Consider the following 22,986-nt stretch of genomic DNA (forward strand, 5'->3'; position numbering starts at 1 on the left):
ATGGGCAAAAGCCTAGTCCTTGTTTCCAAGCAGCGCGATGGGCGCGTCCGGAGATCGATAGAAATCCAATGGGGCCTTGTCGGAGGCGGCCGTGCTGCGCTTGAATTCATAGCGCATTTCGCCTGCCTCACATTCATCGGCAATGATCAGGCATTGATATAAGTGACGCGCGCCATCGTAGATATCGACCAAACCGCGCAATCGAGGCGTGGTCGCGGCCTCTACGGTGAAGCCATCCTTCCACAATCGGAGAATTTTGTAGGTATTGTCGCCCAATTCGACACGAAGTCGGCTGGTTTTCTTCAGACTCGCGATTCGCGCAGCATCCAATTCGGCGCTGATTTCTTTGGAAACATAGGTACTCATATCAAAACTCCCCCGCAGCGGACTCTATTTTGGAACGTAGACTGTAAAAATCCAGTGAAGCCGATCACTCAACGCGGTCGAATCCAAACCTGTTGCACGGAAATCCCATTCCAACCTGTGCGAAAACGCAGGCACAATGCGCGGCGGCTCGCATAGGATCGGTCCCCTTCAAAGCGTATGTTCCGGGAAACCGCATTACGGAGGATCCAAGCATGGGCCTATTGGTCGACGGCAAATGGCATGACACGTGGTATGATACCAAATCCACAGGCGGCGCCTTCAAGCGTAGCGCGGCGCAATTTCGCAACTGGTTGACCGCTGATGGCAGCGCCGGACCCTCGGGCACGGGCGGCTTCAAAGCCGAACCTGACCGGTACCATCTTTATGTCAGCCATGCCTGCCCCTGGGCCCACAGGACACTGATATTCCGCGAACTGAAAGAGCTGTCCGATCTGATCCCGGTTTCGGTCGTACACCCAGACATGCTGAACAAGGGATGGACATTTGCAACCGACGAACACGGGGCGGCGGGCGACGTACTGTACGGAATGGACTATGCCCACCAAATCTATACCAAGGCTGACCCGACCTATTCGGGGCGCGTAACCGTTCCAATCCTGTGGGACAAGGAACAGGAAACCATCGTCTCAAACGAAAGTTCGGAAATCATTCGGATGTTCAACTCGGCCTTTGACGGGATCACCGGGAACACCGATGATTACTGGCCCGAGGCAATGCGTGACGAAATCGAACAGGTCAATGCCCGCATCTATTCCGACATCAATAACGGAGTCTACAAATCCGGCTTTGCCACCAGCCAGGCGGCATATGACGCAGCCGTTGGACCGCTCTTTGACACGCTGGACTGGCTCGAAGACCGGCTGTCCACCAGCCGCTATCTGATGGGCGACCGCATCACCGAGGCCGACTGGCGGTTGTTCACCACGCTGATCCGGTTTGATCCGGTCTACCATCTGCATTTCAAATGCAACCGGCGGCGTCTGATCGACTATCCCAACCTGTGGGCCTATACCCTCGAGCTGTACCAGTGGCCGGGTGTCGCGCGGACCGTGAACTTAAACCATATCGTGCGCCACTATCACTACAGCCATGAGAGCATTAACCCGCACCGGATCATCCCGACGAACCCGATCCTGAACTATCTGGAGCCCCACGGGCGCGATCAGCGTCCCGCCGCGTAATGCTCAACCATCGCCGCCAGATCCTCTGGCGGCGTGCCGCTTTGCACATAGGCGCAGGCATTCGGGCTATGGGCAAAGATCGAGCCATCCGAAAAGAAAGTGGTGTTGGTCACGAAAATCACACGAGCTTCGGGCCTGCGATAGCTGGCAAAGTCTGCCACGGCCAAAGCGCTGCCGGTCTCCAGCACCAAATCCAGAACAATGATTTCAAACTCGGCCCCATACAGGGCGAGGATTGCATCCTCCTGACCGGCCACAAGCGTGACATCGGCACCCTGGCGTTCAAGATGCCTTTTCCAAACCCGACCTAAATCGGGGTTACTCTCAACAATCAATACATTCATTCTCAACAACCTCGGCACATTTATGGTGAGTGGTGCCGACCCCTAAGGTTTGTGTTCACGCCAATTCATTAACAAAGTGTTAACCGAGCCGGAGCACGCCCCTGATCACGCGGATTTGCTTGTAAAACTGGCAGAAATCCGCTTGAAACAGGCAAAATTTGGTGATTCCGGCGAGGGGCCCGATGGCGCGCAAAAATAGAGATTTGAATCCGCGGGCCGCTCGGGACCATGGCGGTGGATTGGATGGGGCCATGTCAGTTTATGGCGGTAAGCGAACCGATTGGATCGACCTGTCCACCGGAATCAATCCGGTTCCATACGAAGTTGCCGGGCTCACCCCATCGGATTGGATGGAATTGCCCGACCATGGCGCATTTGAACGGCTGGCCGATGCGGCCCGCAGTTTCTGGTCAGTTCCCAAGGGTGCAGAGATCCTGCCTGCACCCGGCGCATCTGCTCTGATCGCCCGCATTCCTGCGTTGGCTGCAACCGGCCGGGTTCAGATTACCACTCCGACCTATAACGAACATGCCGCCGCCTTTGCCGCGCAGGGCTGGACGCTACAGAACTCCGGCACAGTCGAGGCGCGCGTGATCGTGCACCCCAACAACCCAGATGGGCGCATCTGGAGCGTGAACGATGTGGATGCCCCCCTGACGATTATCGACGAGAGCTTTTGCGACGTCACGCCCGATGCCTCGCTGATCCATCTTGCCGACCGGCCCGGTGTTATCGTGCTAAAAAGCTTTGGCAAGTTCTGGGGGCTGGCGGGGGTTCGGCTGGGATTTGCCATCGCACGCTCCGGTCTGATCGCACGTTTGAACGATCTGACCGGGCCTTGGGCGGTCTCAGGTCCCGCCTTGCGGATCGGAGAGCAAGCGCTGCACGACACGGCCTGGGCTGACGAGACCCGCCTGCTTTTGGCGGCCGATGCCGCCCGGATGGATCGGATGGTAACGCAGAAAGGCGCGCAGCTGATTGGCGGCACCAGCCTGTTCCGGCTCTATCAGGTCGACGACGCCAGCGCCTGGCAAGACCGTCTGGCCCGCGCTCATATCTGGAGTCGTGTATTCCCCTATTCGCAAACCTATCTACGCCTTGGCCTGCCACCGGCAGATGGCTGGGCGCGGCTTGAGGCGGCCCTGTGAGCACCGCCTTTATCTTAGTCTGCGCCATGTGTCTGGATGCTGCACTGGGCGAGCCGGATTGGCTGTGGTCGCGCGTCCGGCACCCCGCCGTTATGATTGGTAAACTCATCGGGTGGCTTGACGACCGCCTGAACCATGGCTCGTACCGTCGCCTCAAGGGCATAGCTGTTGCCGCGCTGCTGGTCGCAGGTGCCGCTGGGCTTGGGGGGCTTCTGTCTTTGCTTGGCCCGATCATCGGCACCATCATCTGCGCTGTGCTGTTGGCACAAAAATCGCTGGTGGAACATGTCCGCGCTGTTGGCGAGGGTTTGCAGACCTCGCTGGTCGATGGGCGCGCGAAGGTCGCCATGATCGTGTCACGTGACACCAAGGACATGACTGAAGCACAGGTCGCCCGATCCGCGATCGAGAGCGCGGCTGAAAACCTCAGCGACGGAGTCATCGCGCCGGCCTTCTGGTTTCTGGTGGGTGGCCTGCCAGGGCTTCTGGTCTACAAGGCGATCAATACCGCCGACAGCATGGTCGGCTATCGCACGGATAAATACCGTGATTTCGGATGGGCAGCTGCGCGGTTGGACGATGTCCTGAACCTGATCCCGGCACGACTGACCTTTCTGTTGATCGTCATCTTGTCAAACCAATGGGCGAAATGGGAGCAGATGGTGGGCGATGCGCGCCGCCATATCTCTCCCAACGCTGGCTGGCCCGAGGCGGCAATGGCACGCGCGCTGAGCGTGGCCCTTGCCGGGCCGCGCAGCTATGACGGGCAGATCAGGGATCTGGCCTGGGTCAACGGCGATGCCCCGCGCGACATCGGCGCGCCAGAGGTTTTCCGCGCATGTGACATGCTTTGGAGGATATGGGGGCTTGCGCTTGGCCTCGTGTCAGTGTGGGTTGGGGTCAGCTTCATAATCTGACGGACCTGTCCATGCGTTTTCTTTCCGGCCTTGTTGCCGCCGCCTTGTTTGCTTCACCTGCGCTTGCCCAATGTGGCGGGGGTTTCAATTCCTTCGTGAAGGGGTTGAAGGCCGAAGCCGTTCAGCAAGGCTTTGACAAATCCACCGTCAATGCCTTCTTCAAAGGTGTGCAACAAGACAACGCGGTATTGAAAGCCGACCGGGCACAGGGCGTGTTCCAGAAACCGTTCATTGATTTTTCGCGACACCTGATTTCACAAAACCGGATCGACCGGGGTCAGGCCATGTCGCGCAAATACGACGCGGTGTTTGACCGGATCGAGCAACAATATGGTGTCTCGCGCGGGGTGCTGTTGGCATTTTGGGCGTTCGAAACGGATTACGGGTCGTTTCAGGGGGATTTCAACACCCGCAATGCGCTGGTGACACTGGCGCATGATTGCCGTCGTCCAGAATTGTTCCGGCCTCAGGTGTTCGCTGCGATTGAGCTGTACAGCCGGGGAAATTTCGACCCGGCCCGCACGTCAGGTGCTTGGGCTGGCGAGATTGGAATGGTGCAGATGCTGCCCCGAGACATTCTGGAAAACGGGGTCGATGGCGATGGTGACGGCAAGGTTTCGCTAAAGACCTCTGCGCCCGATGCGCTTATGTCGGGCGCCAAGATGCTGTCGCATCTGGGCTGGCAACCGGAGCAGCCTTGGCTGCAAGAGGTCACCGTACCCGCACGGATGGATTGGTCGCTATCGGGCCCGGGCAAACCGCGTTCGGTTTCTGACTGGCAGGCGATGGGCGTTCAGGCACGCAACGGGTCCCTCACCAACCTGCCCGCCTCGCTGATCCTACCGCAAGGGCATAACGGGCCTGCCTTTCTGGCCTATCCAAATTTTGATGTGTATTTCGAATGGAATCAGAGCTTTGTCTATGTGCTGACCGCAGCCTATTTCGGCACCCGGCTTGAAGGGGCGCAGGTCTATGACGCGGGCAACGCGGCCCAAGGCTTATCGGGTGCACAGATGAAGCAGCTGCAAAGCAAGCTGCAGGCGCGCGGCCATAATGTGGGCAAGATCGACGGGATTCTGGGCGCAGGGACCCGCGCGGCTGTCCAGTCAGAGCAAGCACGACTAGGCCTGCCTGCGGATGCCTGGCCAACGGCTGAGTTGTTGAACCGGCTCTAGTCGCTCTTCGATACGGCGATCTAGGCGACTTCGGCGTCCAAAGATCGCCCGTTCGGCTCAAACACATACATCTGCAGCCTATCGCCGCGTGTTTCGATGGCGGTATTTGCCGGGATCTCAGCCCAATCGCCATTCTTCGCATCCAGCGGCTCAGACGCGATAATGATCCCATCATCGCAGGGCCTGTAATGCAGGCTGGGTGCGAAACGGTCCGAGGCATAGCGCGCAGCAAACAGGCGATCTCCATCGGACCAGCAGGCGGCAAAGCGCATATGGGGTAGGCTTCCTTTGGCGCGGGCAAGCACCTCGACACGGTGCACCGCACGCTCCATCGCGGCGATGGGTTCGGCGTCCAACCCTTCGCCATGGGCAATCAGAAAAATCGCCTCGCTTTCAGTTGCGCCAAGGCGATGATCGTACAGGTGGCTAGGTATCATCCCGTCAAGCTGTTGGCGGATACGGTCATGGCCGCCGGCCTGCCCGTTATGCATAAAGCTCCACTTACCACAGCCAAAGGGATGGCAGTTGTTCCGCGACGTGGCAGTCCCCGTTGAGGCACGTACATGCGCCAGGAACAGGTGCGATTTCGTGTGATGGGTCAACTGTTTCAGGTTGGCATCCGACCAAGCCGGGTTGGTGTCTTTGTAAAAACACGGCGTTTCGCGCCCGGAATACCAGGCCAACCCAAAACCATCCGCGTTGATCGGCGTTTTGCCAATCAGGGCGTTTCTGCTTTGATGCACCAGCGACTGTTCCTGGTCCATAACAAGTTCGTCCAGAAACCGTTTCGCACCCGCCCAAGCCAGAAATCTGCACATCGACCCGCCTCTTTTGATCCGTTGTTGATACGGGAAATTACAACAACGCGGGGTGAGAATTCGCCCCTGATCTCCATCTAATTTTGAAATATTACGATTAAGTGACCACCAAAAATCCAAATATTCAGATCAATTTCAACAGTTGCCCGGTTTCTTGAATGTCACTCGGGCCGTACCGGGAAACGCTCTCCCTTTTCCGTGATCAGGATCAGGCGTCCAGCACTCAGGACATAAAGATCACATCGACCGAACCCGTTTCTGTATTGCACGCAGATACTGCCATCCTCCGCGATGGAATAGGTTCCGAACGCGGATTCTCCGCTGGCATAGGTATAGGAATAGGCCCCGCCAGCCGAGTATCGCGACTGCCCGTCATCATAAAAGGTCAGCGTCCGACCCGCCAGCGCCGTCAACTCTTGTTGGGTCAGAGGGACGTCATCGGGCTTGGTCGTCCATTCCGCGGCCCCTAAAGGGGTAGCAGTCAGTAGGGCGATGATCAGGAAACGGGTCATGGCAGCAGCCTAACCCAATTCTTACGAAACCGCTCATAACGTTGCAGTGAGAGGTCAGGCGACCATCTGTTCGGCTTTCTTCAGATCAACCGAGACCAGCTGGCTGACACCCTGTTCTTGCATGGTGACGCCGAACAGACGATCCATCCGCGCCATGGTCACCGCGTGGTGGGTAATGATCAGGAACCGTGTGTCGGTCTGGCGGCACATCTCGTCCAGAAGGTCGCAGAACCGGGTCACGTTGGCATCATCCAGCGGAGCATCGACCTCGTCCAGAACACAGATCGGAGCCGGGTTCGCCAGAAAGACGCCAAAGATCAGGGCCGTCGCGGTCAGGGTCTGTTCACCACCCGAAAGCAGGCTGAGCGTCGACAATTTCTTGCCCGGCGGCTGGCACATGATTTCAAGGCCGGCATCCAGCGGGTCGTCGCTTTCGACCATGACCAGATTGGCCTCGCCACCGCCAAAGAGATGCTTGAACAACATGGCGAAGTTCGAATTCACCTGTTCAAACGCGGTCAGTAGCCGTTCGCGTCCTTCGCGGTTGAGGCTGGAGATGCCGCTGCGCAGCGCTTTGATCGCCTCTTCGAGATCGGCCTTTTCGCCGTTCAGCGTGTCGAATTCTTCCTGAACCTCTTTGCTGTCCTCTTCGGCACGCAGGTTTACCGCGCCCATCGCATCTCGCTGGCGTTTGTGGCGGTTGACCTCGGCCTCAAGAGCATCGGCAGCCGGCATCTGGTCGGGATTCACATCCAGCTGATTCAGCAACTGGTTCGGGGTTAGCTGTTGATCCTCAGCGATACGCTCGGCCGCTGCCGATACGGCCTCTTTGGCGGCATCACAGCGCGCCTCAGCAGCGGCGCGGCTTTCGCGCGCTTCCGAAGCCAAACGTTCCGCTTCGCGCTCAGCCAGCACAATCTCTCGCTGGCGGGACTCGGCGGCAGCCAGCTTGTCGGCGGCTTCGGCCCGGCGGGCTTCGGCAGTTTCGATCAATTCGTTCAACTCTTCACGCGCCTCGGCGATTTCGCCCGGAGCAGCCATCGCTTCGGATAGCTCTTCCTCGGAACTTTCCTTGCGCTCGGCCAGTTCCGAGATCCGCTTTTCGGCGCTGTCCAGGCGGTGCCGCCAACCGCTGAGGTCCTTGGTGACCTCTTGTGTACGGCGGGTACGGGCCTCGCCCTCGCGGCGCAGCTCGTCATGGGACGAGCGGTGAGTCAGCATCGTGATCCGCGCCGCCTCGACCGTCTGTTTGATGTCTTCGACCTGCGCGCGGGCATTGTCGAGATTGCCCAGACCGGTTAAGGCGCCCTCGGCCTCGCGCAGTTGGGCACGGGCGGACATCGCATCCTCTTTGTGGCGATCAACGGCAAGCGCCAGCGTTTCCAGCCTGCCCTGCGCCAGATTGCGATCGGCCTCGGCCCTGCTGAGCAGACGCGCGGTTTCAGCCATGCGCTGATCGGCGGCGCGGCGTGCCTCGCGGGCGCGGCGGTCAGCCTCGGTCACGTCGGCCAGTTGTTGCGACAGCGTCTCGTGCGCGGCGCGGGCCCCGTCGGCCTGCGCCTCGGTCCGGGCCAGTTCCTGTTTCAGTGCCTCAAGTTTGTTGAGCTGTTCAAGCCGCAGGGCGGCCGCACTTGGCGCATCCTCGGCCCAGGCACGGAACCCGTCCCACCGCCACAGATCGCCGGAACGCGACACCAACCTTTGGCCCGGCTTCAACGATGCCTGCAACCGCGCGCCCTGATCCGCATCGACCAAACCAATCTGCGCGATCCGGCGGCTGAGGCGATCAGGACCGGATACATGCAAGGCCAGTGGTTCGGCCCCATCGGGCAGCGATTGATCGGCATCGTAACCCGCCACCGGAACCCAGCCTGATGGCCCGTCGCCCTCGACCAACGGCGCCCTCAGATCGTCGGCAAGCGCAGCACCCAACGCCTTTTCATAGCCCGGTTCCACGCGCAGCATGTCGAGCACCTGCCCGCCTTCTGCGGTATCCCGTTCAACCAGCTTGGCCAGAGCTGTGGTCTCGGCGCGGATCGCACCCAGCTCACCTTCAGCTTCGGATCTTTTCGCACGCGCCTCGGCCTCGCGGCCCTGGGTTTCATTGCGTAACTCGTCAGCGGCGGCCAGTGCCTCTTCGGCGGCTTCAGAGGTCTCGCGAGCCTCTTCTTCACCCTCTTGCGCGGCCTCAAATGCCTCGGCGGCGCGGGTCAGGGCTGTTTTCGCCTCATCCACCGCTGCGCGGGCCTTTTCCTCTTCACCTTCCGACCTGGCCAGCGTTTTGCGGCTGTCGTCGACCAATCGCTGGCCGGACTGGTGGCGCGCAACCAGACGCGCCATATCCTCAGTCTCTTGTGACAAGTGGTCTTCGCGGTCTTGCAGGACAGAGGCCGCTTCGCGCGCGACCTCGGCTGCCTCGGCGACTTTTTCGTCGTGGCCATCGGCAGCTTTGGCCAATTCACGAGCTTCCCATTCCAGCCGTTCGATCATCTGCCCCGCATCGCGGTTCAGCCCGGCCTCGCGCTCGATATCGTTACCAAGCTGCTGAATGCGATTGGTCAATGTCTCAATCGTCTGACGGGCGCGGGTTTCCTGATCCGACAGCTGATCGCGCTGCACCTGTTGGCGCTGCAGGACGGCGGCGGCAATGGCCTCTTCCTCGCGCAGGGGCGGCAGGGTTTCTTCGATTTCGGCCCGATTGGCGACGGCAGAGCGTGCTTCGGCTTCGGCGCGCGACGCCTCGGTCAGGCGTTCGCGCAGCTTTTCCTCGGCCTGCTGACGGGCCATGTCGGCCTCTTTCCAGCGACGATAGAGCAACATGCCTTCGGCTTGGCGCAGCTGCTCTCCGATTTCGCGATAGCGGGCGGCCTGACGCGCCTGACGGGCCAACTGCGCGAGCTGTCCGCCCAGCTGTTCCAACACGTCATCGACACGGGTCAGGTTGGCCTCAGTACCTTTCAGCTTCAACTCGGCCTCGTGTCGGCGCTGATAGAGGCCCGAAATTCCGGCCGCCTCTTCCAGAATGCGGCGGCGAGAGCGGGGTTTGGCGTTAATCAGTTCGGCAATGCGGTTCTGTCCGACCAGCGCCGGAGAATGTGCACCCGTTGACGCGTCGGCGAACAACATCTGCACATCACGCGCCCGCACATCCTTGCCATTGGTCTTATAGGCGCTGCCGACATCTCGGGTGATGCGGCGGACAATCTCAAGCTGGTCGCTGTCATTGAAACCCGAGGGCGCGAGCCGCTCGGAGTTGTCCATGGTTAACACAACTTCGGCAAAATTGCGGGCCGGCCGCGTGGCGGCCCCGGCGAAAATCACATCTTCCATCGCGCCACCGCGCATGGATTTGGGTCGGTTTTCCCCCATCACCCAACGCAGAGCTTCCAGCAGATTGGATTTGCCACAACCATTAGGCCCCACAACACCGGTCAACCCATCCGCGATAATCAGATCGGTCGGATCAACAAAGCTTTTGAAGCCGGTGAGTTTGAGTTTGCTAAAGCGCAAAGGCAATGGGTCCCGTGATTCCTATACCTTCGAAGTCTGCGCAACGGATTGGGGGTGAGTCAACGGAGTCGCGCAGGATATGGGATATATGGCCCACTTATCCACAACATCTTGCCTAAATCCGCAAGAAAAAGCGCGATTCAGTAGGCTGTACACTCAAAGACCTGATAGCCGTCGCCGTCACCAAGGTCTTGAAACAGCCCGGTATCAATGCATTCGTAATTCGGGACTGAAACCGCCGTCAGCAGCAACCGCTTGCCCATGGCGCGGTCACAACCCAAAACGCCAACGGTCACGGCCGCGTCGCCCAGGACATCCAGTATCGGGCATCCCGAGACCTGAGCCATCGCCATGGCCGCTCGTTCGCGGATCGGGCCAAGACGCGGAGCGTATTCCGAATTAACCCGAACGGCTTCGGCCAGATCTCCGCGCACGCGAACATCAAATACGCTGCCATTCACAGCGATACGCGTCGCCTGAACATCGCGAAAGTGAGGGGTCCCGGCCGAACATGCTGCCAGCATCAGAAAAGACAAAATCCGGATCATATCCGCATCATTGCCAAAACTGGTTAACAGAACCTTTCCTTCGCTCAGGCCCTAAGTACTATTCCCAAGCGGCGAATACCTTCGCGGATCGTATCCTCATCCGAGTTCGAGAAACTCAACCGGATCGTATTGGCGCCCGAGCCATCTGCGAAAAAGGCCCGACCCGGTACAAAGGCCAGTTTCACTGTGTCGAGCGCACGGGCCAGCAGGTCTGCCCCGTTCATACCAGTAGGCAGAGTCACCCAGATGAACATACCACCCTGGGGATGCGTCCACTGAACGCCATCGGGCATGTTCTGTTGTAACGCATCCAGCATAGCATCGCGCCTGGCACCATAGGTCTGGCGCAAAAGCGGGATGTGCGTGTCAAAATGCGCGCGGGCAACCTGCTCAACCGCCATCTGGTTCAACGTGGGCGAATGCAAATCCGCCGCCTGCTTGACCAATACCAGTTGCGAGATAATGGGCTTGGCGGCCACCACCCAGCCAACGCGCAAACCGGGAGACAGCGTTTTCGAGAAGCTACCGCAATAGATCGTACGGCAGGCCTCGATCGACCCTTTTCGCGCCTGTTCTAACGCCAAAACCGGAGGGATGGCATCTCCTTCATAGCGCAGAGCCTGATAGGCGCCGTCCTCGATCACCGCTATATTCAGATCATCGGCAAGATTCAGCAGGTATTCTCGACCACGCAGGTCAACGGTCTCACCGGTTGGATTTGCGAAATCAGGCGACAGATAAGCGAATTTGACCGCGCCCTCGCCAGCAGCTTCGGAATATTCGGCGGCACCTCTATTGCCGTTAAGCATAAGACGGTCGAACCGGGGCTCGTAGGCATCAAAGGCGTTGATCGCCCCCAGATAGGTCGGCCAGCCGATCAACGCAGTATCCTCTGGCGACAAATAGAGCTTGCCCAGATAATCCAAGGCCTGTTGCGATCCCGAGGTGATCAGGATGTTATCGACACTACAATCGACGCCGATCTCGCGCATATGCTGCACAAGCCATTCGCGCAATGGAACATAGCCCTCGCTGACTGAATATTGCAGCGCCTGCGGCCCAGCACTCAAAGCGGCCTGACAAGCTTGGGCAAAGGCCTCGGTGGGAAACAGGTTTGGGTCTGGGATGCCGCCCGCGAACGAGATGATTCCCGGCTGATCAAGAAGTTTCAACAACTCGCGGATTTCCGATGCTTTCATCCGGGACGCCCGCGTTGCAAACAGATTCTGGGTCATCCTTGGCCTCCTCCTGCCCTGTTGCGACCCACCCTAGGTGCAAATTTTATAATGTCAATATTGCTGACCTAAATTCAACTCCACCCCCCTGCTTGAACCAGGCCCGGATACGTGGTCATATGAATTGACCAATTTCGAAAACGCGCCGCCATGCCCTTCCAAAAGATCCAAACTGAAAAGCTGTCCATTGCGGTGGTCAAACAAATCGAGTTGCTGATTCTGCGCGGGATCCTGCGCCCCGGAGAACGTTTGCCTGCAGAACGGGAACTGGCCGACCGTCTGGGCGTTTCACGCCCCTCACTACGCGAAGCGATTTCTGATCTTCAGCATCAGGGTTTGCTGACAGCCAAGGCGGGGTCAGGAATCTATGTTGCCGAAGTCTTAGGCTCGGCTTTTTCACCGGCTCTGATCCGGTTGTTCAGCAGCCATGACGAGGCGGTTTTCGACTATCTGTCCTTCCGCCGGGACATGGAAGGGCTTGCAGCAGAACGCGCGGCAAGACTGGGGTCGGAAAGCGACCTGAAGGTCGTACAGGCGATCTTTGACAAGATGGAAGCCGCCCATGCCCGCAATGCGGCCGAGGAAGAGGCCCATCTGGATGCGCAGTTCCACATGGCCATCATTGAGGCCAGTCACAACGTGGTCATGCTGCATATGATGCGGTCGATGTTTGACCTGCTACGACAGGGTGTCTTCTACAATCGGCAGATGATGTTCCGGCAGCGTACGACGCGAGACGCCATTCTGGATCAGCACCGGGAAATCAATTCAGCGCTGCAGGCTCGCGACCCTGAGGCGGCGCGCGTTGCAGTCCAGGAGCATCTGGGCTTCGTTCGTATCTGCATGGAAGACCACCAGAAAGCCCTGCGGAACGAAGCCATTGCGCAGCAGCGCCTGGACCATGAGACAGGACAGCACTGATGTTCATTGGGCACCTACCTGGTGCGTATCTGGTCTTTCGCACTGCGACGCCCGGATTGGATAAAGCTGCGTTTGCCGCTGCGATGATTGGTTCCATCGCCCCAGATATCGATTTGCTGTGGTTCTATTTCGTAGACAATCGCAGCCACCACCATCACGAATACCTCACACACCGCCCTCTGCTTTGGCTCGGCATCCTGACGCTCGGCCTGCTGCTGCGGCTAAGATTCCCGCGCGCAGGACTCATTACTGCAGCCTTCGGCGCCGGGGGTCTGGTGCATATGACCTTGGATTCGATTGTTGGCGAAGTGGCATGGGCTTGGCCAATTTTCGAATTCACCCACCCGCTGGTGGTTGTTCAGGCCACGCATTCTCATTGGATTTTGTCTTTTCTAAGCCATTGGACCTTCAAGATCGAAATCGCAATCACTCTCCTGGCGGCCTATGTGTGGTGGACCAGCAGGCGCAAGAAACAGCAGGGCCTTGAGGGTTAAATTCCGTTCAGCCGCCGCTTAAGACTGTGAACCCACAAATTTGGCCGTTTCATTGCCTTCGGGTCCTGACTGTACAGCGACGGAAACAACCCTTCAGCTTCGGTCCGAGAGCGCAATTCCAACGGCGTGTCCAATATCGCCCCGATCAGGTCATCCGACCGGCTCTGCGCCTGACGCTCGACTTCAATCGCCTGAAGCATTTCCGAATGGTAAGCCTCAGCCGCTTCGGACCGCTGGCCCTTGCGGAACCGGAAAGCCCCGACCTGAGCATGCACGGGCACCAAATCGGTATGTCGCGAAAACCGCAGCCATAGCTCTCCGTCGACGGCAAGCTTGAGGTTCTCGTTTAGTTGGCCCCCGACCTGATCCCAAAGGTCACGCCGCCAATAGGTCGATTCCTGCTGAACCCACTGATAGTCCCCGGCAAGCAGTCTTACCCGTGAAACGGGCTTTGGGCGCCGTACAGTCAGGACATTGTCTTCTTCGTCAATGCACGTGACCCGCCCGGTCATCCAATTCATGTTTTTGTTCAACGCAAACAGCGATCCTACCGTGGCAAGGCCGCCGGGAATAAGAACATCGTCCGAATTGATCCAACCCATTACGTCGCCCGTGGCCACTGCAAAGCCTTTGTTTACAGCGTTGGCCTGCCCGGTATCCGGGCCCGAGATGATATGTGAAAACGCATCGCGGTACTTTTCGACCACCTCCATCGAACCATCGGTGCTACCGCCGTCCGACAGGATCAGGTCCAGCTTGGGATATTCCTGCTCAAGCACAGAGAGGATTGTCCGTTCGATGAAATCGACGCAGTTCAGGTTGGGAATAACGACACTGATCGTCGGCAATTCGGTCATAAAGGGCTCTTATCCAGTCCGGTTTCGGCAAATGCCGTCGCACGGGCGCAAAATTGGTTGGAGTGTTTCCGAATATGTAACGCAGACAATCGGTCCCCGGTCAAATCGGGAAGCGGGGTGCGATATTCGCAGCCCAATGTCCGGACCCGGCAGATGTGCTGCCGGGCCGGAATTGTCTTAGTGAAGCTTTTCGTTCACATCCACAATGGATGCGTCGATCAGCTTGTTGGCCTGCGCGGCGGTCATCTGCTTGGCCAGCACAGCATTGGCTGCAGAAATAGCAACGGTGATGGCCTGATCGCGGACTTCCTTGACAGCCGACGCTTCAGCCGAAGCGATCTGATCCTGCGCGGTCGCCAGACGGCGCGCGATGGATTTCTCCAGATCGACCTTGGCTTGCTCAGCTGCCAGAACCGCATCTTCCTTTGCGGCGGCCACGATGGCATCCGCCTGACCCTGAACCTCGCGTTGCTTGCGCTCGTACGAGGCAAGCAGGCTGCGCGCTTCTTCATGCAGGGCGCGAGCTTCGTCCAGTTCGGACTTGATGCCTTCGGCACGCTTATCCAGCGCTCCACCGATCATGCCCGGGACCTTGAAGTAGAACAGGACTGCGATGAAAACGATGAAGCCCAGCAGAACCACAAAGTCGGTGTTGCCAAGCGAGAAAAACGGGCCACTTGCGGCCAGCGCGGGGCTGGCGGCAACAAATGTCAGGATAAGGGCAAGAGTGTTCCGCATGTCACTTATCCTTTTGTCTGCGCGTCAACCGCACCGTTGATGGTTTTGGCATCAGCCTCGCCACCCAGAGCGGTAACCAGTTCTACTGCCGTATCCTTGGCAACGATTTGAATGCTTTCCAGCGCACCTGCACGGATGTCGGCAATAGCCTTTTCCGATTCAGCCGCTTTTGCAGCGATTTCAGCATCTGCCTTGGCAATCGCGTCATCCAGACCAGACTGGATTTCGGCGCGTGCTTCGGCAGCGATACGCTGTGCCTCAGAACGGGCATCGGCCAGCGCCTTGTTATAGGCCTCTTCAGCCTCGACCGCTTTGGCCTTTAGATCTTCGGCCGCAGCCAGGTCATTTGTAATGGTCCCCTGACGTTCCGCCAGGATTGCCGCGATGCGGGGCAGAGCCACGCGGGACAGGACCAGAAAGATGACGACCAGCGTGATGACCAGCCAGAAAATCTGGTTGGGGAACCAATCGAAGCAAAGCTGAGGCATACCAATCGCCGACCCATGAGAGTCAACGCAGGTGCCAGCCACCTCTTCGTATACGGGTTCTGTCGCCATGATGTCCTCCGTCGGAACGTTGTCTTTACAACAGGCGGGCCGCTATGGCTTGGGCCCACCTGCGCGTAAGGATCAGGTTCCGCAGATTAGACGGCGAACATCAGCAGCAGCGAAACTAGGAATGCAAAGATCCCCAGGGCTTCTGCAAATGCGATACCGATGAACAGGGTTGCGGTCTGCGAAGCAGCCGCCGAAGGGTTGCGCAGAGCGCCAGCCAGGAAGTTGCCTGCTACGTTGCCCACCCCGATTGCGGCTGCGCCGGAACCGATTGCTGCCAGGCCTGCGCCGATGTGTGCGAGATCGCCTTCCATGATGTTTCTCCTTACGAATTGGAAGTTTCGATGTTTGGGTATCGGACCTTAGTGCGACGGATGCAGTGCATCCTTCAGATATACACAGGTCAGAATGGTGAATACGTAGGCCTGGATAAAGGCCACTAGGACCTCAAGACCGTACATTGCGGTGATCGCCAGAACGGACACAGGCGAGATCACGGCAATCGCGGCGAAGCCTGCGAAAACCTTGATAACCGCGTGGCCTGCCATGACGTTACCGGCAAGACGAATAGAGTGGCTGACCGGGCGCACGAAATACGAGATCAGCTCGATGATCGCCAGGATCGGGCGCAGCGCCAGCGGCGCGCTGGAGACCCAGAACAGGCCCAGGAACCCGGCGCCGTTCTTGACAAAACCCAGAATGGTCACAGTCAGGAACACGGCCAGCGCCAGTGGGATGGTCACGGCGAAATGCGATGTGGTTGTGAACGAGGTCGGGATCAGACCCAGGAAGTTCGCGGTCACGATGAACATGAACAGGGTCATGACATAAGGGAAGTATTTGACGCCATCCTTGCCGCAGATGTCTTCAAGCATCTTGTAGATAAAGCCATAGGCCAGTTCGGCCACCGACTGCATGCGCGTCGGGACAATGGCGCGCTTGGACGTGCTGAGCACCAGCAGGCCAATCACGGCGAGAATTGCGAAAAACAGCCACAGAGTGACGTTAGTGGGCGTGTACCAAGCAATCGCACCGTCGCCAAAAAGCGGTTTGACGATGAACTGATCCATCGGATGGAAAACCAGGCTGCTGCCTTCTGCTGCGGTGGTCTCAGTTGCCACGTTCAGTCCCTCTCGTCTTCGTCGGCCTTGTCGGCCATCTGTTTCTCTTGCGCCTGTTGTGCGCTGCGGAGCATAACCTTTACCCCGGCGACCAGACCCAGCAATGTGAACAGCACCAGGAAGATCGGGATTGTCCCGAACAGGCTGTCCAGCCCGTATCCGATGCCAAATCCGATCCCCAGACCGGATACCATTTCGATGACCATCCGCCAGGCAAGCTCGCCTCCCGAATAATCGGCGTCCGCACGGGTCTCAGGCTTTGACTTGGCCTTTTTCGCCGCCGTGATCTTAGCCTCAAGCTGCGCCATACGCTGCTTTTGGTCATCATCAGTCACGGGCGTTTCCCTCGTACAGTCTTGGGCACGGTGCTAAGGGGCGGAGAGCGCAGAGTCAACGGCGTTGGCAGCCCGAATTGCCGCACTTTAATCTATTGTTTTTAAAGGTATTTTTTCTGAGTCAGCATAGGCGTGATCAGCCCGAACCACAGGAAGCGGGTACAAAGGTACGGAATCCGCATATTCAACCTTTTGGTTGATCTTTGCCCGACACCCCCTGCCAGATACGTCTGATCACGCGCCCGTCGATCAGAAGCAGACCGGAGAAGATCGCTGCCATTCCCAGCAGATGCTCGGGCCGCAGGGTTTCCCCCAGCACCCATGTTCCAAGCACCAGCGCCGAAACAGGCGCAATCAATGTCACTGTCGAGATATTGGTCGGGCCAACTTTGGGCAGCAACCAGTAGAACGCGATAAAGGCGGCGGATGTCAGCACAAACCCGATCATCGCCAGCGAGGCCCAAGTCTCGGCCTGGGTTATGTGGGGTAGTCCTTCTTGCCAAAGCGCCAAGGGCGTGATGGCCAGCGTAGCACCCGTCAATGCAAGGGCGGTCAGAACCACAGGCTGCATATCCCGGAAGGCCCGCGCGATGTTGACTGAGAACGCATAGCAGATCGGTGCGCAAAGTGTCAGAAGGATCGCCCAAAATTCGGACGACGCGCCACCGCCCAATACAGGCAGGGACAGCACAACGATACCGGTGAAGCCGCAAACCACGCCCAGAGACTTTAACAGGGTGGCACGTTCACTTCCGGGCCAGAAATGCGAAACAATGACGGCAAAGGCCGGTGTCGTTGCATTGACGATCCCTGCCACACCCGAAGCGATATGCTGTTGCCCAAGCGCATAGAAGGCAAAGGGCGCGGCATAGCTGAGCGCACCAAATCCCAACAACCCAAACGCACGTGCCAGTGTCAGATTGACTGGCAATCGCGCCCCGATCACATAGACCCAGCACCCCAGCGCCCCAAATGCAACCCGTCCCATCGACACCGAAAGCGGCCCAAGTTCCCGCAGCAAAATGGCATTAAACATGAAGGACATGCCCCAGCCGATGCCAAGAATACAAATCACCAGCCAGTATTTTAGTGACATCCCAACCCCCGAAACACATGCCGGGGCACAGTGACCTCATACCGAAAATTGTCAAACCGGTTCTTGCGCTTTAGGAAAGGAGTATGTCCAACGATCTTGATACAGTTTTTGCGGCCCTTGCCGACCCCACACGCCGCGCCATCCTTGCGATGCTGCTGGAGGATGACATGGCGGTGACGGATGTCGCCGAACCGTTCGAGATGTCGCTTGCCGCGATTTCAAAACACCTGGTGATCCTGACCAGAGCCGGTCTGATCAGCCAAGAAAAGCGCGGACGGGTGAAGTGGTGCAAGCTGGAGCCTGACGCGCTGCGATCCGCATCCGTCTGGATGCAAGGGTTCGGGCAGTTCGAGCCGGTCAATCTGGACGCGTTCGAACGATTTCTTGAGGTTGAACTGCCCGCAGCCGAGGAATGATCCGCCTACCTGACTACAAAAACAGAGACACTGGCATGTTTCGCCAGATACCCCGCATGGCTCGAGAATATATAGTCGGTAATACGCGGCGCATGGGTGCCGACGACGATAAGGTCAGCTTCGATTTCTTCGGCAGTTCGTGTCAGGTCACCGTCAACTTCGGCGGCGACATCAACCGAATGGATATTGCGATACGCCACTTCGGTCCCGCTGCTTTCAGCCAACTGTTTGGCAAAATCACGTAGGTTCTTGTCAATCGCAGCATCTGACTGAACAGGGTCACCCGGTTGGGTGCCGGTGACACTGACCAAAGTAATCTTGGCCCCCTGCCATTCGGCTATAGCTGCTGCAACTTTGGCGGCCTTGCGCACCTCGGGTGGCAGATGAAGATCAACCGGGATCATGATATGACTGTACATGGGACGTTCCTCCTTGGCCTGAAGCATAGAGAAACCAGAGGGTGCCAGGCCTTGATCTGCCTCAACACCGTCGCCCGCTTGGTCAAACATTGAAACGGGCTAGCCTTCCTGACTGTATTCAACACCGGTCACGCCCCCCGAAGGGTCCGCCCGACACAGCCACGGGGCCTGGGCCCCGGTAACGGAAACCGTCGTGACCGACCCGCCCGGTTCGGTATCGGTGGACAATGCCCGAACATCCCCGGGCCGCGTTCCAGTTTCGGCTGCGACCAGCGCCTCGCAACTGGCTTGTAAATCCGTTTCAGATGACCCGGCACAGGCGCCGCAAGCCACCAATATCATTATGGAAAGAACTGGTTTCATGTCGTCCCCTTGGACGTTTCATATTCTGGTCTAGGGCCAAGCCTGACACAATTTGGTCGTTTCACAAGTTCAATCGGCTTGCGGCAAAGGACGCGCGGGTTTGTCCTCCTCGGATTTCAGCAGCAAAACCAGGGCCAGGATCGTCAGACCGGCACCAAAATAGACGACAGGGCCAACCGCCTGCTGCCCCAGAGAGATTTCCCACAGAATGACCCAACTGGGAACCAGATAAGTATAAGCCATCACCTTTGCCGATGGCAGGCGCAGCGTTGAATACTGAACCAGCACGAAACTGGCCGCGGTTGCAAAGACCGAAACATAAATCAAACCCACCCAGACTATCGCTGGCAGGTTCGCCCAGTCGGTAGCACGGATCTCGGACCACCCGTAGATCGTCAGCATTAGGCATCCCGCCAGAAGCGTACCAAAGGTAAACACCACTGCAGGCTCTCCACGGTTCAGCTTGCGTACAAGGGGGGTATACAAAGCATGCGCGACACAGCCCCAGAAATAGATGATTTCCCCCTGCCCGATATCGAACGCGCGCACGGCTTGCCAATCGGCGCGAAAGATCACCCACAGCGCCCCGACTGCCCCAAGGGTCAGTGCAAGCGCCATCCTTGGTGTGGTGATCTGGCGCAACAAGATCCAACCGGCGAATGCGGCCATAACAGGAGTCAGCGTAAAGACCGCTGCCGCGTTGACAGGCGGTGCAGTTTTCAACCCGTAGAACATCAACACGAAATAGGCCGCGAATACTCCGCCCAGAACCAAATAGCGCCACGGGGCTTGTGCCGCGCTGCGCGGCAGACCGGTGGTCATAAGGGCGGCACCCCCAATCACCACGGATGCGATGCCGAACCGGGCCGCGGTAATGGCTTCGGGCGCGATCTGATTGGCGATCAGTGACCCCAGCGAGAAACTCCCTGCAACCAGGGCCGAAAAAATCAGCATGGCCAGATGGCCACGCGCCTGTTGACTCATTTTGCCCAGCTCTTGGATTGCTCTTTCAGATAGGTCAGAAAGGCCTGCACCTTGGTCGTGCGATGCAGATCCACATGGGTAACAAGCCACAGATCACCAAACCACTCCGGCATCGGGTCGATCACTTCGACCAGGTTCGGATCTCCTGCAGCTGACCAACGTGGCATGAAACCGATACCCGCGCCGGACAGGACCGCCTCGCGGATACAGAAGTTGTTGGTACAACGGAAGGTGATGCGCTCGGCTGGCACGGTCTGGCGCAACCAGCGGGAAAACGGCGCTCGGCTGTTTTCGTCATCGGTACTGATGAAAGAATGATCTGCAAAGTCATCGAGGCTGCCAGGCTTGCCGTGCAGCGCGACATAATCGGTGCTGGCGTATAACCCGACCTCTTGCTTCATAAAGGGCTGAACCACGTTGTCGGGCTGATCAGGCGCTGACCCGGCACGGATCGCCACGTGCGCTTCGCCATATTCCAGACGAAACAGCCGATCACCGGTCAGATACCGGACGATCAGTTCCGGGTGCCGTCGCTGAAACTCGGCAAGAACCGGCACCACCAGAGATGCCAGAGAGGACAGCGACGTCACGACCAACTCGCCCGACACGTCATCACCCCGACCCTTCATACGGCCGATCAGTTGATTGAACTGATCCTCAGTCGCCTGTGCCACACGCAACAGGTCCTCTCCGGCTTCGGTCGGGGTATAGCCGCGCGCATGGCGCTGGAACAGCTTGACCGCCAGCCGGGCCTCAATTGCATCAATGTGGCGAATGACGGTGGCATGATGCACACCCAGGACCTCGGCCGCGCCACTGACCGTTCCCATACGCGCCACCTGATAGGCGGTTCTTACCTCGTCCCAGTTGTCCACTGCGGTTTTCCATTGTGCAAATTCTAACAGACCCTGTTGACTTACCAGAGTTTTGTTCGCTCGCGCAACGCTCATATCGGGCCAAGACACATCCTGTACACCAAAGGAAATTGAACCATGACCAAAACTATCCTGCATATCGACGCATCGGCCCGCCGCGAAGGCTCGACCACTCGTGACCTGTCGGCACGCATCGTCAATCACCTGGGCGCTGACCGCATAATTCGCCGCGACCTTGCCACACCTCTGCCGCTGCTGACCGAAGCCTGGGTCAGCGCAAATTTCACCCCTGCCGATCAGCGCAGTGCCATGCAACAGGACCAGTTATCCCTGTCTGACGAGCTGGTAACTGAACTGCAGCAGGCCGATACGCTTGTCATAGGCCTGCCGATCTACAATTTCTCGGTGCCCGCGGCGTTCAAAGCCTGGATCGACCTGATTGCCCGCGTCGGAGTGACCTTTTCGTATTCCGAAAGCGGTCCAAAAGGCCTGTTGGATGGAAAGCGCGCGGTTTTAGCCGTGGCGTCGGGTGGCACAGCTGTCGGGTCTGATGTCGATTTTGCCACCACCTATGCCAAGCATGTATTTGGCTTTATCGGTATTCATGACGTGGAAATCGTCGCCGCCGACCAGTTGGCGCTGGATGCCGAAGGTTCTCTCAGCAATGCACGAAATGCGGTTTCGCAACTGGCAGCCTGATTGACCTTCACCTCAGAAAGCGTCCAGTCTGTCCTGGATACCAAATGGGCAGACTGGACGCACGCAATGAAAAAGATCGGCATTCTGGGCGGCGTGGGCTGGGCCTCGACCGTTGATTATTACCGGGCGATTGCCGAAGGCGCGGGGCGGTTTTTCGCCCAGCGCGGGCATGGATCCCCTCTGCCCATCCCACCCATGACCATCGAGTCCGTGACCCAGGCTAAAACCCGTGCCCTACGCGGCGTCGCTGGCGATGAGGGCAGTTGGACCGGATTTGATGCTGTATTTCGGGAAGCTTTGTTAACTCTTGAAGCCGCTGGCTGTGACTTTGGGATTATCGCCTCGAACACACCCCACGCGCGGCTGCATGCAATCCGACAGGGCGTTACGATGCCCATTCTCAGCATCTTCGATGCAACCGCCGAGGTTACGGCCTCGACAGACGCCACGCGCGCGCTGGTTCTGGGCACCACGGTAACGATGCAGGCGACGCACTATGCCAACAAGCTGGGCGAGATTGGCATCAGCGCAAACGCCCGCCTGCCCGAAAGCGAAATTGCAAAGATGCAAGCGATGATCGACGGTGATTTCTACGGCGGCGCGTCAGAAAGCGCCCGTGCGCGCCTGCTGGCCTTTTGTAACCGGCATGCCGAACCCGGAACCGCAATCCTTCTGGCCTGCACGGAACTGCCGCTGGCCTTTCCCGATCATCTGGACGACCCTGTGTTCGAGGCTGACGGGCATCTGTTCATCAACCCGTCCGCTGCACATGTGGCCGCGGCCCTGGACGAAGCGTTAGTGCCCTGATCAGGGCAGCCAGTTCACCGCGCATGTAATCCGATCGAAGAAGGCCATCAAATCAGCGCGCGATATGGCAACTGTGCGGTCGTTGACCAAGGGATGCATGTTGATCACATCGACCTGTTGTGCGGCAGCATCCATGTAAAAGCGTACATCATTCTGCACCCCGTTGATCATCGCCAGCGGGCTGACAGCCCCAGGGCGGATGCCGAGGTTTTGCAACAGCCGATCCGCCGAGCCAAAGGACAGGCTGCCGACACCCAGCTCGGCGCCCAGCGCCTTGAGGTCGATGTCGCGGCTCTGTTCCAGCGTCACCAGATAGTTCCGCTTTTTCTTATCGCGCAGATAGAGGTTCTTGAGGCGCAGGGTACGCTCACCCGGCACAAGAAACTGATCTTCGACGCCTTTCGCATCCTCAACCGTGCGCAGCGGGATGTGGGTATGCAGCCTATAGGTCAGGCCCCACGCATCCAGCTGCGCCAACAGCCCATCGGAACTGAGCGGCAATGTGTCTTGAAAAGCGGATGATGCGTCCATG

Annotated in this window: 28 protein-coding genes; 9 read left to right on the forward strand and 19 right to left on the reverse strand. The window is 58.4% G+C overall.

Going from position 1 to position 22,986, the window contains the following annotated elements; translation table 11 throughout:
• Positions 1 to 12: 12 nt before the first annotated feature.
• A complete protein-coding gene (locus tag AC2FJ5_RS19510) occupies positions 13 to 366 on the reverse strand; it encodes a hypothetical protein (RefSeq protein ID WP_142639206.1) in 354 nt (117 codons plus the stop codon).
• Positions 367 to 578: 212 nt separating this feature from the next.
• Here AC2FJ5_RS19510 and AC2FJ5_RS19515 point away from each other — a divergent pair, with 212 nt between their 5' ends.
• Positions 579 to 1,568 carry a glutathione S-transferase family protein gene (locus AC2FJ5_RS19515; RefSeq protein WP_496794344.1) on the forward strand — a complete coding sequence of 330 codons (990 nt, stop codon included), beginning with the start codon at positions 579 to 581 and terminating at the stop codon, positions 1,566 to 1,568.
• Here the strand turns inward: AC2FJ5_RS19515 and AC2FJ5_RS19520 are convergent.
• Positions 1,550 to 1,912 carry a response regulator transcription factor gene (locus AC2FJ5_RS19520; RefSeq protein WP_271951393.1) on the reverse strand — a complete coding sequence of 121 codons (363 nt, stop codon included), beginning with the start codon at positions 1,910 to 1,912 and terminating at the stop codon, positions 1,550 to 1,552. The two genes, AC2FJ5_RS19515 and AC2FJ5_RS19520, sit on opposite strands and share 19 nt — an antisense overlap.
• 182 nt (positions 1,913 to 2,094) lie before the next feature.
• Between AC2FJ5_RS19520 and AC2FJ5_RS19525 the strand changes: the two genes are divergently transcribed.
• Genes AC2FJ5_RS19525 through AC2FJ5_RS19535 form a run of 3 tightly spaced genes read left to right on the forward strand, consistent with a single transcriptional unit; the run spans position 2,095 to position 5,152 of the window.
• Positions 2,095 to 3,060 (forward strand): threonine-phosphate decarboxylase, encoded by a 966-nt coding sequence (locus AC2FJ5_RS19525; RefSeq protein WP_496794345.1) that lies wholly within the window; start codon positions 2,095 to 2,097, stop codon positions 3,058 to 3,060.
• Complete coding sequence (cbiB, locus tag AC2FJ5_RS19530) at positions 3,057 to 3,977, forward strand: adenosylcobinamide-phosphate synthase CbiB (protein ID WP_496794346.1); 921 nt, start codon at positions 3,057 to 3,059, stop codon at positions 3,975 to 3,977. The genes AC2FJ5_RS19525 and cbiB overlap by 4 nt, the downstream gene beginning before the upstream one ends.
• A gap of 11 nt (positions 3,978 to 3,988) precedes the next feature.
• Positions 3,989 to 5,152, forward strand: coding sequence for a lytic murein transglycosylase (locus AC2FJ5_RS19535; protein ID WP_496794347.1), 1,164 nt, complete (start codon positions 3,989 to 3,991; stop codon positions 5,150 to 5,152).
• A 20-nt stretch (positions 5,153 to 5,172) separates the two neighbouring features.
• On the opposite strand, the gene AC2FJ5_RS19540 is transcribed toward AC2FJ5_RS19535, so the two are convergent.
• The 5 genes from AC2FJ5_RS19540 to AC2FJ5_RS19560 form a co-directional block, all read right to left on the reverse strand.
• On the reverse strand, positions 5,173 to 5,970 hold the full coding sequence (locus AC2FJ5_RS19540) for a class II glutamine amidotransferase (RefSeq protein ID WP_496794348.1): 798 nt from the start codon (positions 5,968 to 5,970) through the stop codon (positions 5,173 to 5,175).
• Between the two features lie 161 nt (positions 5,971 to 6,131).
• Positions 6,132 to 6,482 carry a hypothetical protein gene (locus AC2FJ5_RS19545; protein WP_281973514.1) on the reverse strand — a complete coding sequence of 117 codons (351 nt, stop codon included), beginning with the start codon at positions 6,480 to 6,482 and terminating at the stop codon, positions 6,132 to 6,134.
• Positions 6,483 to 6,536: 54 nt separating this feature from the next.
• A complete protein-coding gene (locus tag AC2FJ5_RS19550; protein WP_496794349.1) occupies positions 6,537 to 9,992 on the reverse strand; it encodes a chromosome segregation SMC family protein in 3,456 nt (1,151 codons plus the stop codon).
• A gap of 140 nt (positions 9,993 to 10,132) precedes the next feature.
• Positions 10,133 to 10,540 carry a hypothetical protein gene (locus AC2FJ5_RS19555; RefSeq protein WP_496794350.1) on the reverse strand — a complete coding sequence of 136 codons (408 nt, stop codon included), beginning with the start codon at positions 10,538 to 10,540 and terminating at the stop codon, positions 10,133 to 10,135.
• Between the two features lie 44 nt (positions 10,541 to 10,584).
• Positions 10,585 to 11,775 (reverse strand): aminotransferase-like domain-containing protein, encoded by a 1,191-nt coding sequence (locus tag AC2FJ5_RS19560; protein WP_496794351.1) that lies wholly within the window; start codon positions 11,773 to 11,775, stop codon positions 10,585 to 10,587.
• Between the two features lie 150 nt (positions 11,776 to 11,925).
• On the opposite strand from AC2FJ5_RS19560, the gene AC2FJ5_RS19565 reads away from it, so the two are divergent.
• Both AC2FJ5_RS19565 and AC2FJ5_RS19570 read left to right on the forward strand, forming a co-directional pair.
• Positions 11,926 to 12,696, forward strand: a complete 771-nt coding sequence (locus AC2FJ5_RS19565) for an FCD domain-containing protein (RefSeq protein WP_142639185.1) — start codon at positions 11,926 to 11,928, stop codon at positions 12,694 to 12,696.
• Positions 12,696 to 13,190: a metal-dependent hydrolase gene (locus tag AC2FJ5_RS19570; protein ID WP_496698464.1), complete on the forward strand. Its 495-nt coding sequence runs from the start codon at positions 12,696 to 12,698 to the stop codon at positions 13,188 to 13,190. The genes AC2FJ5_RS19565 and AC2FJ5_RS19570 overlap by 1 nt, the downstream gene beginning before the upstream one ends.
• Here the strand turns inward: AC2FJ5_RS19570 and AC2FJ5_RS19575 are convergent.
• The 7 genes from AC2FJ5_RS19575 to AC2FJ5_RS19605 all read right to left on the reverse strand — a co-directional run bounded on the left by AC2FJ5_RS19575 (position 13,187) and on the right by AC2FJ5_RS19605 (position 17,891).
• On the reverse strand, positions 13,187 to 14,047 hold the full coding sequence (locus tag AC2FJ5_RS19575) for a glycosyltransferase family 2 protein (RefSeq protein ID WP_496692181.1): 861 nt from the start codon (positions 14,045 to 14,047) through the stop codon (positions 13,187 to 13,189). The genes AC2FJ5_RS19570 and AC2FJ5_RS19575 overlap by 4 nt on opposite strands.
• 177 nt (positions 14,048 to 14,224) lie before the next feature.
• Positions 14,225 to 14,785 carry a F0F1 ATP synthase subunit B gene (locus tag AC2FJ5_RS19580; RefSeq protein WP_496690334.1) on the reverse strand — a complete coding sequence of 187 codons (561 nt, stop codon included), beginning with the start codon at positions 14,783 to 14,785 and terminating at the stop codon, positions 14,225 to 14,227.
• A 5-nt stretch (positions 14,786 to 14,790) separates the two neighbouring features.
• Positions 14,791 to 15,342, reverse strand: coding sequence for a F0F1 ATP synthase subunit B' (locus AC2FJ5_RS19585; RefSeq protein WP_271951428.1), 552 nt, complete (start codon positions 15,340 to 15,342; stop codon positions 14,791 to 14,793).
• An 86-nt stretch (positions 15,343 to 15,428) separates the two neighbouring features.
• A complete protein-coding gene (locus tag AC2FJ5_RS19590) occupies positions 15,429 to 15,653 on the reverse strand; it encodes a F0F1 ATP synthase subunit C (RefSeq protein WP_005981269.1) in 225 nt (74 codons plus the stop codon).
• A gap of 48 nt (positions 15,654 to 15,701) precedes the next feature.
• Positions 15,702 to 16,460, reverse strand: a complete 759-nt coding sequence (locus AC2FJ5_RS19595; RefSeq protein WP_142639176.1) for a F0F1 ATP synthase subunit A — start codon at positions 16,458 to 16,460, stop codon at positions 15,702 to 15,704.
• A 2-nt stretch (positions 16,461 to 16,462) separates the two neighbouring features.
• The gene (locus tag AC2FJ5_RS19600) at positions 16,463 to 16,795 is read right to left on the reverse strand and encodes an AtpZ/AtpI family protein (protein WP_496702945.1); all 333 of its coding nucleotides are present in this window, start codon (positions 16,793 to 16,795) and stop codon (positions 16,463 to 16,465) included.
• 184 nt (positions 16,796 to 16,979) lie between these two features.
• Positions 16,980 to 17,891: a DMT family transporter gene (locus AC2FJ5_RS19605; RefSeq protein ID WP_496794352.1), complete on the reverse strand. Its 912-nt coding sequence runs from the start codon at positions 17,889 to 17,891 to the stop codon at positions 16,980 to 16,982.
• Between the two features lie 83 nt (positions 17,892 to 17,974).
• Between AC2FJ5_RS19605 and AC2FJ5_RS19610 the strand changes: the two genes are divergently transcribed.
• Complete coding sequence (locus AC2FJ5_RS19610) at positions 17,975 to 18,307, forward strand: ArsR/SmtB family transcription factor (protein WP_142639170.1); 333 nt, start codon at positions 17,975 to 17,977, stop codon at positions 18,305 to 18,307.
• A 5-nt stretch (positions 18,308 to 18,312) separates the two neighbouring features.
• On the opposite strand, the gene AC2FJ5_RS19615 is transcribed toward AC2FJ5_RS19610, so the two are convergent.
• The 4 genes from AC2FJ5_RS19615 to AC2FJ5_RS19630 all read right to left on the reverse strand — a co-directional run bounded on the left by AC2FJ5_RS19615 (position 18,313) and on the right by AC2FJ5_RS19630 (position 20,948).
• The gene (locus AC2FJ5_RS19615) at positions 18,313 to 18,816 is read right to left on the reverse strand and encodes a universal stress protein (RefSeq protein WP_281995864.1); all 504 of its coding nucleotides are present in this window, start codon (positions 18,814 to 18,816) and stop codon (positions 18,313 to 18,315) included.
• 9 nt (positions 18,817 to 18,825) lie between these two features.
• Positions 18,826 to 19,089 (reverse strand): hypothetical protein, encoded by a 264-nt coding sequence (locus AC2FJ5_RS19620; protein WP_496794353.1) that lies wholly within the window; start codon positions 19,087 to 19,089, stop codon positions 18,826 to 18,828.
• Between the two features lie 69 nt (positions 19,090 to 19,158).
• Positions 19,159 to 20,073, reverse strand: a complete 915-nt coding sequence (locus tag AC2FJ5_RS19625) for a DMT family transporter (RefSeq protein ID WP_496790019.1) — start codon at positions 20,071 to 20,073, stop codon at positions 19,159 to 19,161.
• On the reverse strand, positions 20,070 to 20,948 hold the full coding sequence (locus AC2FJ5_RS19630; protein WP_496787682.1) for a LysR family transcriptional regulator: 879 nt from the start codon (positions 20,946 to 20,948) through the stop codon (positions 20,070 to 20,072). The genes AC2FJ5_RS19625 and AC2FJ5_RS19630 overlap by 4 nt, the downstream gene beginning before the upstream one ends.
• Before the next feature lie 117 nt (positions 20,949 to 21,065).
• On the opposite strand from AC2FJ5_RS19630, the gene AC2FJ5_RS19635 reads away from it, so the two are divergent.
• Both AC2FJ5_RS19635 and AC2FJ5_RS19640 read left to right on the forward strand, forming a co-directional pair.
• Positions 21,066 to 21,647, forward strand: a complete 582-nt coding sequence (locus AC2FJ5_RS19635; protein ID WP_496794354.1) for an FMN-dependent NADH-azoreductase — start codon at positions 21,066 to 21,068, stop codon at positions 21,645 to 21,647.
• Positions 21,648 to 21,713: 66 nt separating this feature from the next.
• The gene (locus AC2FJ5_RS19640; RefSeq protein WP_496794362.1) at positions 21,714 to 22,454 is read left to right on the forward strand and encodes an aspartate/glutamate racemase family protein; all 741 of its coding nucleotides are present in this window, start codon (positions 21,714 to 21,716) and stop codon (positions 22,452 to 22,454) included.
• Here the strand turns inward: AC2FJ5_RS19640 and AC2FJ5_RS19645 are convergent, their stop codons facing one another.
• Complete coding sequence (locus AC2FJ5_RS19645) at positions 22,455 to 22,985, reverse strand: prolyl-tRNA synthetase associated domain-containing protein (RefSeq protein WP_271951446.1); 531 nt, start codon at positions 22,983 to 22,985, stop codon at positions 22,455 to 22,457.
• Between the last annotated feature and the right edge of the window lies 1 nt (position 22,986).

The organism is Ruegeria sp. CDSA221, assembly GCF_059611825.1.

What these genes read in the sequence shown, in the direction of transcription:
- AC2FJ5_RS19580 (WP_496690334.1), bottom strand. Translation starts at nt 14,785, where the DNA reads ATGCGGAACACTCTTGCCCTTATCCTGACATTTGTTGCCGCCAGCCCC.
- AC2FJ5_RS19565 (WP_142639185.1), top strand. Translation starts at nt 11,926, where the DNA reads ATGCCCTTCCAAAAGATCCAAACTGAAAAGCTGTCCATTGCGGTGGTC.
- AC2FJ5_RS19620 (WP_496794353.1), bottom strand. Translation starts at nt 19,089, where the DNA reads ATGAAACCAGTTCTTTCCATAATGATATTGGTGGCTTGCGGCGCCTGT.
- AC2FJ5_RS19615 (WP_281995864.1), bottom strand. Translation starts at nt 18,816, where the DNA reads ATGTTTGACCAAGCGGGCGACGGTGTTGAGGCAGATCAAGGCCTGGCA.
- AC2FJ5_RS19570 (WP_496698464.1), top strand. Translation starts at nt 12,696, where the DNA reads ATGTTCATTGGGCACCTACCTGGTGCGTATCTGGTCTTTCGCACTGCG.
- AC2FJ5_RS19560 (WP_496794351.1), bottom strand. Translation starts at nt 11,775, where the DNA reads ATGACCCAGAATCTGTTTGCAACGCGGGCGTCCCGGATGAAAGCATCG.
- AC2FJ5_RS19590 (WP_005981269.1), bottom strand. Translation starts at nt 15,653, where the DNA reads ATGGAAGGCGATCTCGCACACATCGGCGCAGGCCTGGCAGCAATCGGT.
- AC2FJ5_RS19515 (WP_496794344.1), top strand. Translation starts at nt 579, where the DNA reads ATGGGCCTATTGGTCGACGGCAAATGGCATGACACGTGGTATGATACC.
- AC2FJ5_RS19605 (WP_496794352.1), bottom strand. Translation starts at nt 17,891, where the DNA reads ATGTCACTAAAATACTGGCTGGTGATTTGTATTCTTGGCATCGGCTGG.
- AC2FJ5_RS19625 (WP_496790019.1), bottom strand. Translation starts at nt 20,073, where the DNA reads ATGAGTCAACAGGCGCGTGGCCATCTGGCCATGCTGATTTTTTCGGCC.
- AC2FJ5_RS19525 (WP_496794345.1), top strand. Translation starts at nt 2,095, where the DNA reads ATGGCGCGCAAAAATAGAGATTTGAATCCGCGGGCCGCTCGGGACCAT.
- AC2FJ5_RS19575 (WP_496692181.1), bottom strand. Translation starts at nt 14,047, where the DNA reads ATGACCGAATTGCCGACGATCAGTGTCGTTATTCCCAACCTGAACTGC.
- AC2FJ5_RS19510 (WP_142639206.1), bottom strand. Translation starts at nt 366, where the DNA reads ATGAGTACCTATGTTTCCAAAGAAATCAGCGCCGAATTGGATGCTGCG.
- AC2FJ5_RS19555 (WP_496794350.1), bottom strand. Translation starts at nt 10,540, where the DNA reads ATGATCCGGATTTTGTCTTTTCTGATGCTGGCAGCATGTTCGGCCGGG.
- AC2FJ5_RS19610 (WP_142639170.1), top strand. Translation starts at nt 17,975, where the DNA reads ATGTCCAACGATCTTGATACAGTTTTTGCGGCCCTTGCCGACCCCACA.
- AC2FJ5_RS19545 (WP_281973514.1), bottom strand. Translation starts at nt 6,482, where the DNA reads ATGACCCGTTTCCTGATCATCGCCCTACTGACTGCTACCCCTTTAGGG.
- AC2FJ5_RS19585 (WP_271951428.1), bottom strand. Translation starts at nt 15,342, where the DNA reads ATGGCGACAGAACCCGTATACGAAGAGGTGGCTGGCACCTGCGTTGAC.
- AC2FJ5_RS19635 (WP_496794354.1), top strand. Translation starts at nt 21,066, where the DNA reads ATGACCAAAACTATCCTGCATATCGACGCATCGGCCCGCCGCGAAGGC.
- AC2FJ5_RS19645 (WP_271951446.1), bottom strand. Translation starts at nt 22,985, where the DNA reads ATGGACGCATCATCCGCTTTTCAAGACACATTGCCGCTCAGTTCCGAT.
- AC2FJ5_RS19535 (WP_496794347.1), top strand. Translation starts at nt 3,989, where the DNA reads ATGCGTTTTCTTTCCGGCCTTGTTGCCGCCGCCTTGTTTGCTTCACCT.
- AC2FJ5_RS19640 (WP_496794362.1), top strand. Translation starts at nt 21,714, where the DNA reads ATGAAAAAGATCGGCATTCTGGGCGGCGTGGGCTGGGCCTCGACCGTT.
- AC2FJ5_RS19540 (WP_496794348.1), bottom strand. Translation starts at nt 5,970, where the DNA reads ATGTGCAGATTTCTGGCTTGGGCGGGTGCGAAACGGTTTCTGGACGAA.
- AC2FJ5_RS19520 (WP_271951393.1), bottom strand. Translation starts at nt 1,912, where the DNA reads ATGAATGTATTGATTGTTGAGAGTAACCCCGATTTAGGTCGGGTTTGG.